At 56.6% G+C, this 12,279-nt stretch carries 11 protein-coding genes; 3 read left to right on the top strand and 8 right to left on the bottom strand.

Features of this window, described 5'->3' with window-relative positions; all coding sequences use genetic code 11:
* Positions 1-158: 158 nt before the first annotated feature.
* Positions 159-404 carry a hypothetical protein gene (locus tag J0X19_RS16335; protein ID WP_242582804.1) on the bottom strand — a complete coding sequence of 82 codons (246 nt, stop codon included), beginning with the start codon at positions 402-404 and terminating at the stop codon, positions 159-161.
* Between the two features lie 100 nt (positions 405-504).
* Here J0X19_RS16335 and J0X19_RS16330 point away from each other — a divergent pair, with 100 nt between their 5' ends.
* Positions 505-972 carry an NfeD family protein gene (locus J0X19_RS16330; RefSeq protein WP_206985486.1) on the top strand — a complete coding sequence of 156 codons (468 nt, stop codon included), beginning with the start codon at positions 505-507 and terminating at the stop codon, positions 970-972.
* A 51-nt stretch (positions 973-1,023) separates the two neighbouring features.
* Positions 1,024-2,028, top strand: a complete 1,005-nt coding sequence (gene floA / locus J0X19_RS16325) for a flotillin-like protein FloA (RefSeq protein WP_206985485.1) — start codon at positions 1,024-1,026, stop codon at positions 2,026-2,028.
* A gap of 147 nt (positions 2,029-2,175) precedes the next feature.
* On the opposite strand, the gene J0X19_RS16320 is transcribed toward floA, so the two are convergent.
* On the bottom strand, positions 2,176-4,218 hold the full coding sequence (locus tag J0X19_RS16320; protein WP_206985484.1) for an OmpA family protein: 2,043 nt from the start codon (positions 4,216-4,218) through the stop codon (positions 2,176-2,178).
* Between the two features lie 285 nt (positions 4,219-4,503).
* Here J0X19_RS16320 and J0X19_RS16315 point away from each other — a divergent pair, with 285 nt between their 5' ends.
* Positions 4,504-6,615, top strand: a complete 2,112-nt coding sequence (locus J0X19_RS16315) for a hypothetical protein (protein ID WP_206985483.1) — start codon at positions 4,504-4,506, stop codon at positions 6,613-6,615.
* A 10-nt stretch (positions 6,616-6,625) separates the two neighbouring features.
* Here the strand turns inward: J0X19_RS16315 and J0X19_RS16310 are convergent, their stop codons facing one another.
* From J0X19_RS16310 to J0X19_RS16285, 6 genes are all read right to left on the bottom strand, one after another.
* A complete protein-coding gene (locus tag J0X19_RS16310; RefSeq protein ID WP_206985482.1) occupies positions 6,626-7,048 on the bottom strand; it encodes a response regulator in 423 nt (140 codons plus the stop codon).
* A 78-nt stretch (positions 7,049-7,126) separates the two neighbouring features.
* Positions 7,127-8,833 (bottom strand): ATP-binding protein, encoded by a 1,707-nt coding sequence (locus J0X19_RS16305; protein WP_206985481.1) that lies wholly within the window; start codon positions 8,831-8,833, stop codon positions 7,127-7,129.
* A gap of 9 nt (positions 8,834-8,842) precedes the next feature.
* Positions 8,843-9,157: a circadian clock KaiB family protein gene (locus tag J0X19_RS16300; RefSeq protein ID WP_206985480.1), complete on the bottom strand. Its 315-nt coding sequence runs from the start codon at positions 9,155-9,157 to the stop codon at positions 8,843-8,845.
* A gap of 1 nt (position 9,158) precedes the next feature.
* Complete coding sequence (locus J0X19_RS16295; RefSeq protein ID WP_206985479.1) at positions 9,159-9,491, bottom strand: circadian clock KaiB family protein; 333 nt, start codon at positions 9,489-9,491, stop codon at positions 9,159-9,161.
* Positions 9,492-9,499: 8 nt separating this feature from the next.
* Positions 9,500-11,239: a circadian clock protein KaiC gene (kaiC, locus tag J0X19_RS16290; protein ID WP_206985478.1), complete on the bottom strand. Its 1,740-nt coding sequence runs from the start codon at positions 11,237-11,239 to the stop codon at positions 9,500-9,502.
* Between the two features lie 158 nt (positions 11,240-11,397).
* Positions 11,398-12,234, bottom strand: coding sequence for a hypothetical protein (locus J0X19_RS16285; RefSeq protein ID WP_206985477.1), 837 nt, complete (start codon positions 12,232-12,234; stop codon positions 11,398-11,400).
* Positions 12,235-12,279 lie beyond the last annotated feature (45 nt).

The raw sequence follows: 12,279 nt of genomic DNA, 5'->3' as shown, positions 1-12,279 counted from the left end.
CTAGCTTCCACTCACGTTCGGTTAATTCATGACGACGCATGAGGCAAAATTACTGCCTTTGCTGTCCACACAGCCTAAGCTGCCGTACATATTCTCGCTAAGCAAGCCCCGTTACTAGCACTAGTGGCGGGGCTTGTTGCTGGTTGGGGTGAGGCTTGCTACTTGGCGGCAGCAATGGCAGCAGTCAGCTCTTCATCAGACAAGGAATCGAGCCAGTCTTTGCTGAGTTCGAGCCGTACGGTTTGGGCGCCGCCGCTAGGGGTGCACACCACCGGCACGGCTCCGGAGTGAGTTTCGCTGCGCTTTATAGCCTCATCGGTGGCGGCGCTTTCCGTGGCGGCATAGGCTTGCACGCAGGTCCAGGTAGTTTTGTGCTTGTCGGTTACTTCGCGTTGTTTCATCATGCGCTGCATACGTACAATGCTGAGTTAATGCTTGCTACTACGCCACACTCAGCCGGCTTTGTGCGTATCTTTTACCCAACAACCCACCCTACTCACTACAATGGACTCCCTCACTATTGCCTTGCTGCTGTTGTTTGGCTTGCTGTTTCTGGTAGCCGAAGTCATTTTCATTCCCGGTACCACCGTAGTGGGGTTGGTGGGCTTTGCACTGCTGGCGGCCGGGGTTTGGTTTGGCTACCGCGACTTGGGCTCCAACACCGGCCATATCTTACTGGTATCCTCACTAGCGGCCATTGGCTTACTGGTGTACATCGGCCTCCGTCCCAAAAATCTGGCTCGCGTGGCCCTCAATGATGTGCACAACTCCCACGTGCGCGACGCCCGCCTACCCGATGTGCAGCCCGGCGCTACGGGCCGCACACTCTCGGCCCTGCGCCCAGCAGGCACGGTGCTGTTCGAGGAAAACCGCCGTGAGGTAACCACTCGGGGCGAGTTCGTGCCGGCCGGCACGGAAGTGCGGGTGCTTCGCATCGAGCAAAACCGTATTGTAGTGGAAAGTATAGGGTAAGCTTCGCGCTAAGATCCTGATTACGTTGCTGCTTATGCTACCTTGCACCCTATGAACAACTTCCCACTTTTCCCGCTGCTGGTTGGGGCCATCGTGCTGCTGGTCTTTCTCTACTTTTTCCCCATCAGCCTCTGGATTACGGCGCTGTTTTCAGGGGTGAAAGTGAGTTTGTTTCAGCTGGCTTTTATGCGGGTGCGCAAGGTACCACCCTCCCTTATTGTCAACTCCATGATTACCAGCACCAAAGCTGGCCTAGAGCTGACTGCCAACGACCTGGAAACGCACTACCTGGCCGGCGGCAACATTCCCAGCGTTATTAAAGCGTTGATTTCGGCCGACAAAGCCAACATTCCACTCACTTTCAAACAAGCCACCGCCATCGACTTGGCCGGCCGCGACGTATTTGAGGCCGTAACCACCAGCGTAAACCCCAAGGTAATCAACACGCCCAACGTGGCGGCAGTAGCGCAAGATGGCATTCAGCTCATTGCCAAGGCCCGTATTACGGTCCGCGCCAACATCACGCAGCTGGTAGGTGGCGCCGGCGAAGAAACCATTCTGGCCCGCGTTGGCGAAGGTATTGTAACCAGCATTGGCTCGTCGAAGTCGCACAAGGAGGTACTCGAAAACCCCGACAAAATTTCCAAACTGGTGCTCAGCAAAGGCCTGGATGCCGGCACGGCTTTCGAAATCCTGTCTATCGACATTGCCGACATCGACATCGGAGAAAACATTGGGGCCAAGCTGCAAATAGACCAGGCCACCGCCGACTTGAAAGTAGCCGAAGCCAAAGCCGAAGAGCGCCGCGCTATGGCAGTAGCTATCGAGCAGGAAAACCGCGCCAAAACCCAGGAAGCCAAAGCCCGCGTGGTAGAAGCAGAAGCCGAAATTCCGAAAGCCATGGCCGAAGCCTTCCGCTCCGGCAACCTCGGTATTATGGACTACTACAAAATGCGCAACATTCAGTCCGACACCGACATGCGCGACTCCATTGCCAACCCCGGTAACCAGAGCAGCAGTAGTAAGCCGGGAAGGGACGAAACCAGGCTAAGCTAATGCGCTGATTGCTGAGGTGTTGATAATCAATGTATTCGCTACACACTTTGCTTCAACTACCCAAAAACAAGGCCCGATTCTTTATGAATCGGGCCTTGTTTTTGGGCGCGTACTACCTGCGAAATAGCTAAGTATCACTAAACCAATCTATTTCTTGGTAATGCGGAATTCTACGCGGCGGTTGAGCTTGCGGGTTTCCTCTTGGTCGTTGCTGGCAATGGGCTTGGTGTCGCCGAAGCCTTCGGTGGTGATGCGCGTACCACTGATGCCTTTTGATACAATGTATTTCTTCACCTCGTTCACCCGGTCTTGGCTGAGTTTGAGGTTCAACGCCGGGTCGCCCTGGTTATCGGTGTGGCCTTCAATCTTGATTTCCAGCGTTTTGTATTCCTTGAGCGTGCGAATCAGGCGCTGTAGCTCGGGGTAAGAACTTTCGCGCAGGTAATACTTGCTTTGCGAGAAGAAGATGTTGTTCAGCTTAATGGTCTGGCCCACGGCAAACGGCACCAGATATAAATCCTGCTTCACCTCCGAGTACTTTTCCTTGTCCGTCACGTCGAGGTTGTCGGATTCGGCCAGGTACTCGGGCGCCTCGGCGCGGTAGCCGTAGTGCACCCCCGACGGCAGCACAATCGTGTAGGAACCGTCTACGGGGTTGGTTTCCGCCACGCCTATTTCCTCACCAGTCAGCAGGTTTTCGTACTTAATAACGGCATTAACCGGCTTTTTGGTGGCAGCATCCAGTACTTGCCCACGCACCAGCGTTACTACCTCCGGCTTAAACTGCGGCGTGAGGCTGATGCGGAAAATATCCTTGGAGTTAGCCGTGCCGTTGCGCGTTGATACCAGATACGCATCCTCACCCGCCGCCGACACCACGTAGTAGGCGTCGAAATCAGGTGAGTTGACGTTGGGGCCGAGGTTGCGGGGCTTGGTCCAGTTTTTCCAAGTATCGTCGAGGCGCTTGGAATAGAACACGTCGCTCTTGCCGTACCCGCCGTGGCCTTCCGATGCAAAGTACAGTGTCTTGCCGTCGGCGGCCAGGAAGGGCGCAAACTCCGGCTTTTTGGTGTTGATGCTCGGCCCCAAGTTGATGGGCCGGCCCCAGCTTTTTCCGTCTTCCTTCAGCAAGGCCACATACAAATCCTGCTGGCCCAACCCGTCTTTGCGGTCCACGGCCATCAGCAACACCTTGCCGGAAGTACCCAGGAAATAATCTACGTTGTCGGGGTCGTCGTTGTAGAAATCGTCGATTTCTATTTTCGTAGGCTTGCTCCACCCGTTCTTCGTGCGGCGCGACAAACTTAGGCCCTTGGGGTCAAGCGAGCCATCTTCTTTATACACGTTGATAAGCACGGCCGAATTACCATCCGACGACACCGACGCTAAGCCATTAGGACCGGGCGTATTGATGGGCGAGCCAATGTTCTTGGCGGGGTTCCAAGCTTTGGTGCTAGCGTTGGCTAAGGTGCTATACCACACATCTTGCACATCGTTGGAACCGCCTACGTTCTGCGGGCTTTCCTGCCGGGCAAAAAACAGCGTGCGGCCATCAGGCGAAATAACCGGGTGGGTATCAACGTATTTGGAGTTGACGTTGGGCCCAAGGTTCACCATGGCGGAGTCGAACTGCACGCCGTCGGTTTCGCTCTTGAACTCCTTCTTCACCATGGTTTCGGCCACGTCGGCAATACCAATAGCGTCAATCTGGTTGACGCCATTCACAGCCTTGGTGTTCAAACTCACAACCACCCCAATGGTGCGGTAAGTGCCGGCCGCAAACGTGACCTGTAACGAACGAAACTGCTCTGGAATTGGGCCAGGATTATCGTTCTGGTACACCTGGTGCTTCTGCCCGCGGGTATCCACCAGCTCGATTTTGGACACAGCGCCGGGGTTGAAATTTTCAACCACCGTCACTTGCTTGGCAACCAGCGACTTGGCAAACCGAACTTCGATGAATTCGTTGGTTCCTTCTTTTCTTGGAATCCAGGCGTCGTTGCTGACCTGCCCGAGCGGGCGGGCGTTGGGTTCGCCCAGTACCTTTTCTGGCGAAAACGCCTCTTTCCCCTCTGCTTTCTGCGACGATACTGCCACCAGTTTAGCGGCCCAAATAGCGTGCTGTGCCTGCACACGCCCGGATAATCCTCCTATCAGCCCTACCAACAGCAATAACTTCTTATTTCTCATAAGCTGATTGGCATACAATAGCCCGGGCACACGCCCGAAGCACAAACAGATGAAACGTGGAGTAACAAGACGTTGAGACACCCCGCATAGTTTCGATTACCGACTCAACCGAGAACAAAGGTAATACTCAAGACTACCCTTGCATTCAAATTTTGATTAATATCCGAAACTACTCGATGGTTGCGAGCTTCAGGCCGCTGAACTAACTTGCTTGTCACCACCTAGCAGCCCACTTTTTAGAGCCTCTGCAACCGTCTTTTTACCTGCGCTTCGCAATTGTATCTTATGAAGTTACTCTCTACTGATGCAAGTGCTGACCGTGGAGGTAACACCAACGAGCTACTCTCTGACAAGCAGAACCTTAGAAGCCGGCCCTGGCTGGGCAGTAAGGTTGCAACCACTGCCTTGGCGTTGCTGGCTATTGCGAGAGCCGCATATGCCCAAAGCCTAGTAGATGCTGGCAGCCTGCCCCTAGTGGCGCGCACTGCTGTACCTGTTCCCGACTCGCTATTACTGCTCACGTTTCGGGCTCGAAGGGTGGGCGTTAGTACCTACGCGCAACGCACCGATGCCTTGGGGAACCTGCGTCTTTCGGGCCGGCAGCACCTCCGCTACCGCCTGCAAAGCGAGTGGATCTATGATTCGCGGGGAGAGCCGCCGTTTGTGCGGGAAGACTACGCCGCCGACGCGCTGCACACCGTGGACCTGGGCGGCGGCTGGCGCACTGGGCAGTTTGCCCGCTACGAGCAAAGCCGGGCCAACGCGACTCGCACCGGCCTATGGTTGGGCCGGCTGGGCTACGAGCATGGCTTGGCTGGTATTCGCCCACTCGATTCGCTGTCGGTGGTGCGCTACGTGGGTTTTGGTGGTGTAGTGCAGGATGCTCGCAATGGCCGGCAGGATACGGGAGTAGCCTACGGCCTCGACTTTTCCACCCTGGTTTTCGTGCAGGGGGCGGCGGCGCCACCGCTAGCGTTGCGGCTGCTGGGCACCCGGGCACAGCTAGGCCCGCGGGTATGGCAGCGGATACTGGCCGAAGGCTACTACGAGCATACCTTCGACGACTATTCCAGTGGCAGTGCGCGGGCCGCCTACCGTGCCCATCGCGCCGAAGACTACGTGCCCGGCAACGTGCAGCGCATTCAGAGTGATACCCTGGCTGGGCAGATAAGCTGGCTGTACCGCCTCTCCGACAAAATCTCGTTTCGCTCAGACAATGCGCTGGCTTTGCCTAGCCGAGCATTCCGCTATCGGCGGCTGGCTTCGGAAGCCGATACGCTTCAGAACCTAGGGTACCAGCAGCGGGAATTGGACACCCGGCAGGAGTTGCGCCTGGGTAGCAAGAAACTACAAAGCATGCTGGCGTTCAGCTACCGGGAGCGGAACCGTGGCTACCAACTCGATAACAACCGCCTGCTTACGCCTGCCCAGTACGAGCTGGCGCTGGCTCGGGAAAGAATTCGGGACATCAACGAGAAAACCACCCAGTGGCAGGGCTCGCTTACCTGGCTGGCCGCCCAACGCCACGTTTTGGCACTTACGGGGTCGGCACAGTTGCTGCGCGTTACGGCTCCCAGCAAGGCCAACCAGCAGGACCGCGACGAAGCTCAGCACGCGCTACGCCTCACCTGGACGGGCCGGTGGCTGGGCAACTTCCGAACTTCGCTGGCGGTGGCCGGCGAGTACCGGCAGTTTGTATTCATCAGGGCGGCACTAAGTGCCGAAAACTACACCGACCGGCTGCTGCATTGGGAACCGGGCTTTACGTGGGCACCCGGCAAGCTAAGCATTCGGAGCACGTATCATTTGTGGGTGAGCTACCAAGTGCGCGACCGGGCCAGTGAGCAGCTTCGCAACCGAGCCAGCCGGGTGCTGGAGCAGCAGCAGAACCTGACCTACCAGCTGCGCCCGCGCCTACTGGCAACTCTCGATTACACCCGCCGCGAAAATCGGGTGGGGCTGTTGCGCTGGCCAGCCTTCAAGGAAAGTCCTCTGGACACGACTATCACCCACGATTTAAGCGGCGGGCTGCGCTATGGTTGGCTGGGCCGCCGGCCACAACCCACTAGCAGCAGCCTACGGGTTGGCTACCGGTTTCTGGAGCAGCGCACCCACGGCCGGGCGGCCTTGGTGCAGGATGCAGGCGGCTCTTCCCTTATTTACCTACGCTCCCTCACGCGCCAGCAGGGCCCCGATGTAGCCTACGAGCGGCGCGCGGGCAACTTAGCCCTATCTGCTACTTTGTGGCTTCAGCAACTGCGTACCTTGTACCGGTACCGGCTAGGCACTGGCTCGTTTGTGGGAGCTAGCTACACCCCCGCCGACCTGGCCCGCACCACCACCAACCTCTACCCCTACTTTGAAATGGCAGTGGCTTGGCGCGTACGTCAGTGGTAGCGGTGCACCTTCAGGCGCTGGGCAGATGCCGGTTGAAGTGGTCCTGGAGAATGGAATCAACTTTCTCCCGCGTGAGGGGCTTGTTCAGGAAACCAGCAATGTTGAGATGCTCCAGGCGGCCTACATCTTGGGGGTGCAACGACGTGGTGAGCATCACAATGATGATAGCCTGCTTGTTTGGAATAGGAAGTTGCGCGTAAGCTTCCAGGAATTCGAACCCGTTCATCACGGGCATCTTCACATCCAACAAAATCAACATGGGGCATTCCAGGCTGGCTTCGTGGCAATGTACTTCCAGCAGCTTCAGGGCTTCATGCCCGTTTAGGGCCACCAACAGCCTGTCAGTCACGTCCAAGCGCTTCAGTAACAGTTGATTGAGGTAGTTGGTAGTTTGGTCATCATCGACCAACAAAGCGCAGGTAAGCTTCTGCATGAATTATATTGGTTGACAAAACGAACTACGAGGGCGACGAACACTGAACCGCTCCACCCGTAGCCTGGCACTGAAAAATCACCTTCCAAGATAGACGGAGAAAGTGGAACCTACATCAAGCTGGCTTACTACCTCAATGCTGCCGCCAGCGTTTTCCACTATTTTCTTGACAATGTAGAGGCCCATGCCGCTCCCTTCTACGTGGTCGTGCAGGCGCTCAAACATACCAAACAGCTTCTCGTTGCTGGTAGCAGGAATGCCCAAACCGTTGTCCTGCACCGTAAGCAAGGCATACTCACCAGCTGGCCGGCACCGGATACGAATGTGCAGGTCTCGGTTGGGAGAACGGTACTTCACGGCGTTGCTGAGCAGGTTGTACACAATGCTGCGCAGGTTTTTCTCGGCAAACGAAATCATGGGAAACTCTCGCACATCCACCGAAACCCGGGCATTTGCCTCCTGGATTTGCGGCTGCAAATCCAGCCGGACTTCCTCTATCAGGTAAGCTAAATCGACGGAGGCCGTTGGCTGGTCGTTTTCCTTTTGCAGCTTCGTGATAGTAGTCAGGTGGTCGATGGTGCGCTTGAAGCGGTCCACCGAATCCTGCATCATATTCATGATAGGCTGCACGTCGGCGCCACCATCGGGCAGTTCGGTCAGCAGTGCCTGCAACAGCCCCTCGATGTTGGTAATGGGGGCCCGCAAATCGTGCGAGGCCGTGTAGATAAAGTTGTCCAGGTCTATATTGACGCGGGTTAGCTGGGCATTTTTCAACTGAAGCTGCTGCTGCGCCAAGTCAATCCGCTCCAGGTCCAGCTTGTGCTCATGAATATCGGTGCAGGTGCCAATCCACTGGATAATATCACCTTGCTCGTTGCGCGAAGGAAAAGCGCGGCTTAGCATCCAGCGGTAGTTTTCTGCCCGGTCGCGGAGCCGAAACTCGGCTTCAAATGCGTCGCCGGTACGCAAGCAGCTTTCCCACAGCTCGCCGGCTTGCTCTGCATCTTCGGGGTGCTGGTAGTCTTCCCAGCGGTACTTCCATAGCAATTGGTCGGGCTGGCCCGTAAAATCAAACCAGCGGCGGTTGAAGTAAGTGGTTTGGCCGTAAGGATTGGCAGTCCAGGCAATCTGCGGAATTCCTTCCAGCATCCGGTTGGCCTCGGCGGCGGCGCGCTCCACCACCATCCGGGCCGACTCCTGGAACCGGATTTCTTCGTTCTTGCGGTCAATTACCACGTTCTGCTCGGCAACCAGCGCCTGAATATTGCTGATTTCGCGCTGCGCCGACAGATCGGTGGCAATAACGGCCACTACGGGCGCCTCGCTGAAAGTCAGTACTTGCAACGAAAGCGCCAGGGGCCGCAACGCACCGCCTTTGGTTTGCAGTGGCACTTCGCCCTTGCCGTGCCCGGCCCACCCCTGGGCCAGCAAAGCCGCCCAATACACCTGAAACCCGCGCGGAATAAAAACGGCAAACGACTGCCCGATTACTTCCTCTAAGCCCCGCCGCAACCAACTCGCCAGGCAGGCATTGCAGTACAGAATGGTACCATCTTGGTTGAGTAGCATGGCTCCCTCACTCATTTGCTCGATGAGGGTGCGGTAGCTCTCGTCGGCGCCTTGTAGCGTGAAGATGCGCGGGCCATCGGGGCTTTGAATAGCCAAGGCATCAACGGCACCAGTCCGCACTGCATGAATCAAGTCCTCAGCTTCTTGCAGCCGATGACGCAGTTCCTCGTTTTCACGAGTCAGATCCGAGGGAGTAGGCGAGGCAGAAGCGGACATGAGTGAAAATTAGCGCGGCGGGGTGGCGGGCAGTCCCAGCGCCGCCAGCACCCGTGGCCGGTCCGATAAGTCACCGACCAGCCGCCGAATCAGGCCGGGGCGCTTTTTAATGAGAGTAGGAATACCAATAAGCTGTTCGCCTTGGGCTAGCTCCGGCTGCTGATAAATGTCGATAATCAATAGCTCGTGCCGCCCTTCCAAATACAACTCACAGATTTCCTTAATGTTGCGCACCGCCTTGGTTGAGTTAGGAGTGGCTCCTGCAATATACAGATGCAGCAGATACTCTTTCTCGCCAAACGGCGGGTTTTCGTCAACCTCCATGCTAGCGAGTTATAGGGTGGCCAGCCGGCCGAATGTCGAGCCCAACCAGTACGCGCTCCTCGTTGGAAAGGTCGCCAATGATTTTGCGGATTGGAACCGGCACTTTACGCACTAAGGTTGGAATGGCCAGAATCTGGTCCCCTTCGGCCAGTTGCGGGTTCACCAGCAAGTCGATGACTTCCAGCCGATACCGGCCAACCAGGTGCTGCTCACAATATTTTTGCAGGTTCGCCAAGGCGGCCACCGATTTGGCGGTTTGGCCAGCCACGTACAGGCGTAGTTCCCAATAATCCTCCTCAGGTGCCTCAGTATTGGCGGCGGCTTGGTTTTCCATAAGCAGGGTTATGAATTAGGTTGCTGATTGTTGGGAGTCGAAGTATCCGACGGAGAAAAAGCACGGGCCGCCTTTACCCGGTCCATAACCTGGCCTTTCTGCCGGTCGTGCTCTTCGTTGTTCAACTGCCGAAACTCTTCTTCCACCGACTCGAACTCGGTGCGCAGATTGGCAATAGTGGCCTCTAGTACTCGGCGGCGGCGCTCCAATTCCCGGTCTTTGCGGGCCAATTCCTGCCGGGCTGACACCTCCTGGGCCTGCTCCTGCAACTGCCGCACCAAGCGGCTAGCTCCGGTTATAATACCGGTTGGGCCCACCACAACATCCAAGAGCTCAATGCCTTTGTCGGTGATTATAAACTCGCGCACTTGATTGGAGTGGGCCATTCCGCGCGACTTCAGAATGCTTAGCCCCCGGTTCCGCTCTCCCACACCTTCCAGGTCGCGCACGCTAATCCACGTGTCCACCAACGACGACACTCCCTCCTCGGTTGTGTCCATCTGCATACTGCCGCTGATAAGGGAGGTGAACAGCCCGGTGATGTTGCTTACCTTCAGAAAATCAATCAGCCGGGTGAGCATACTGCGCACCTCATTCACGTTCCCGACGCTGATGAGGTTGCTGATGGGGTCAATCACTACGGCCGTTGGCTGGAAGTCGCGCACCAGTTTATGGATGGTTACCAAGTGTCGTTCCAGTCCGTTGAGCGTCGGCCGGGAGGCTTCAATCATCAGATTACCTTCCCGAACGTGTGCTTCCAGATCGATATTCACCGAAAGCATATTCCGGATCAGTTGGTGCGGCGACTCTTCGAAGGCAAAATACAGGCACCGCCCGCCCGCCTGGCACACCTCTTGGGCAAATGCTGCCGCCAACGTGGTTTTGGCCGTACCGGCCGTACCCGTTAGCAACACGCTGCTGCCTTGGTAGAACCCGCGCCGGCCAAACATCTCGTCTAGCGCCGAAATCCCCGTTGATACAATCTGGTCTGATACTTTGTGCTCTAGGCGAAGGGAGGTAACTGGCAGCACCGAAATACCATCTTCGCTGATCAGATACGGGTATTCGTTGGTGCCGTGGGTGCTGCCGCGGTATTTAACAATGCGCAGCCGCCGGGTGGTAATCTGGTCGATGACGCGGTTGTCGAGCAGAATCACGCAGTCGGAAACGTATTCTTCCAGGCCCTGCCGAGTCAGGGAACCGTCGCCGCGCTCCGCCGTGATGATGGTGGTTACGCCTTTGTCTTTCAGCCAGCGGAACAGCCGCCGGATTTCTGAGCGCAGTATGGCTTGGTTGGAAAACCCCGAAAACAACGACTCAATAGTATCGAGCACCACCCGCTTAGCCCCAATGGAGTCGATGGCGTAGCCCAGCCGGATGAACAGGCCTTCCATGTCGTACTCGCCGGTTTCCTCGATTTCGGAACGGTCTACGTGCACGTGGTCTACGCGCAGGAGCTTCTGAGCCTGTAACGCCGGCAAATCGAACCCTAAGGAGGCTACGTTAGCGGCTAGTTCTTCGGAAGTTTCTTCAAAGGCCATCAGCACGCCGGGCTCATGGTAGGCCAGGGCCCCGCGCACCAGAAACTCAATGCCCATCAGCGTTTTGCCGCAGCCAGCACTACCGCAAATCAGCGTTGGCCGGCCCTTCGGTAGCCCGCCTTCGGTTATTTCATCGAGGCCATCGATACCCGAAGGAGCCTTGGGGAGCATAGCCAGCGGCGCAGAAGCTGTGATATTATCTTGCATAGAGTGAAAATGTGACAGCCCACAATACGTTGGCGTAGGTGGGGTACGCTTATAGAAGGTCCAATTAATGCCTGCTGAACCAAGCAAGTGGCGCTGTCAATTCAACCCCAAAGTTTGCCCGAGCAATACCAACAAAGGTGCAGATTTTCGCAGATTAACTATGGCTGCAACGAGAAAGTACGGGTCACGGAGTTAAACGGCCCCGGAATCAGCTTGCCGTTGTCATCCAGCAGTTCCAGCTTCACCGTGTTTTCGCCCATGGGCAGGCCTTCCATCATGTAGGGCGCCCACTGGTCGAGCATGAACTCGTTGCCGTTGATGGTAGCCCGTACCTGCGTGCCGCCAGGTTCCAGCGTGGTATTAACAAGGTAGAAATCCAGCATTACCTTTTGGGCGTCTTTGCCGCTGTACACGTCTTTGGGGCGGCTATAGAACAGGTGCGGCGCTTTCAGGTCGAAGGTGGGAGCCGGCGCATTGGAGGGCAGTTTACCAACCGTAACCAGGCGCAGGTCATAGGCGCCGCGGTGCTTGAGGCTCTCGTGGTAGGAGCGCGACAGAAACGACAATACCACGTGCTGCCCATCCACAATATTTTTGGTGAAGCTGGTTTCGTAGTGCGCCGAGTACGGCTCGTTGTCCACGATGTTGTGGATGTGCTGGCCTTTCATGGAATTGGCCATTTCCTCGCCGTGCATGCCGCCGGTCATCTTGGTGAGCAGGAAGTTGGTTAGCTCATACTTGAACGGCACCGCACCACTAGGCACCGTAGAACCAGCCGCTGGCGTGGTGAGGCGCAACTGGGCCGTAGGGTACTTCGGCGAATCGAGGAAGGGCGTCAGGCGAATACCATTTTTCTCGATGGCCGCTGCCGACACGGTGGGGGTAGTGCTGGTAGGCGTGGTAGAAGAAGTAGCTTCGGTGGCTTGTTTAGCGGTGTCACAGGCCGCTAAGCCGGCCAGAACAATACCACTCAGCAACAAAATAGAGATACGCATAAGAGAAATTTAGGAAGGGAAACGGGAATTAGTTTGTTGTGCCAC

The organism is Hymenobacter telluris (assembly GCF_017313265.1).
GTDB classification, from domain to species: domain Bacteria; phylum Bacteroidota; class Bacteroidia; order Cytophagales; family Hymenobacteraceae; genus Hymenobacter; species Hymenobacter telluris.
Note: the sequence above shows the minus strand (reverse complement) of the source record. Positions and strands in the feature narration are given on the sequence as shown.

What these genes read in the sequence shown, in the direction of transcription:
- J0X19_RS16335 (WP_242582804.1), bottom strand. Translation starts at nt 404, where the DNA reads ATGATGAAACAACGCGAAGTAACCGACAAGCACAAAACTACCTGGACC.
- J0X19_RS16330 (WP_206985486.1), top strand. Translation starts at nt 505, where the DNA reads ATGGACTCCCTCACTATTGCCTTGCTGCTGTTGTTTGGCTTGCTGTTT.
- floA (WP_206985485.1), top strand. Translation starts at nt 1,024, where the DNA reads ATGAACAACTTCCCACTTTTCCCGCTGCTGGTTGGGGCCATCGTGCTG.
- J0X19_RS16320 (WP_206985484.1), bottom strand. Translation starts at nt 4,218, where the DNA reads ATGAGAAATAAGAAGTTATTGCTGTTGGTAGGGCTGATAGGAGGATTA.
- J0X19_RS16315 (WP_206985483.1), top strand. Translation starts at nt 4,504, where the DNA reads ATGAAGTTACTCTCTACTGATGCAAGTGCTGACCGTGGAGGTAACACC.
- J0X19_RS16310 (WP_206985482.1), bottom strand. Translation starts at nt 7,048, where the DNA reads ATGCAGAAGCTTACCTGCGCTTTGTTGGTCGATGATGACCAAACTACC.
- J0X19_RS16305 (WP_206985481.1), bottom strand. Translation starts at nt 8,833, where the DNA reads ATGTCCGCTTCTGCCTCGCCTACTCCCTCGGATCTGACTCGTGAAAAC.
- J0X19_RS16300 (WP_206985480.1), bottom strand. Translation starts at nt 9,157, where the DNA reads ATGGAGGTTGACGAAAACCCGCCGTTTGGCGAGAAAGAGTATCTGCTG.
- J0X19_RS16295 (WP_206985479.1), bottom strand. Translation starts at nt 9,491, where the DNA reads ATGGAAAACCAAGCCGCCGCCAATACTGAGGCACCTGAGGAGGATTAT.
- kaiC (WP_206985478.1), bottom strand. Translation starts at nt 11,239, where the DNA reads ATGCAAGATAATATCACAGCTTCTGCGCCGCTGGCTATGCTCCCCAAG.
- J0X19_RS16285 (WP_206985477.1), bottom strand. Translation starts at nt 12,234, where the DNA reads ATGCGTATCTCTATTTTGTTGCTGAGTGGTATTGTTCTGGCCGGCTTA.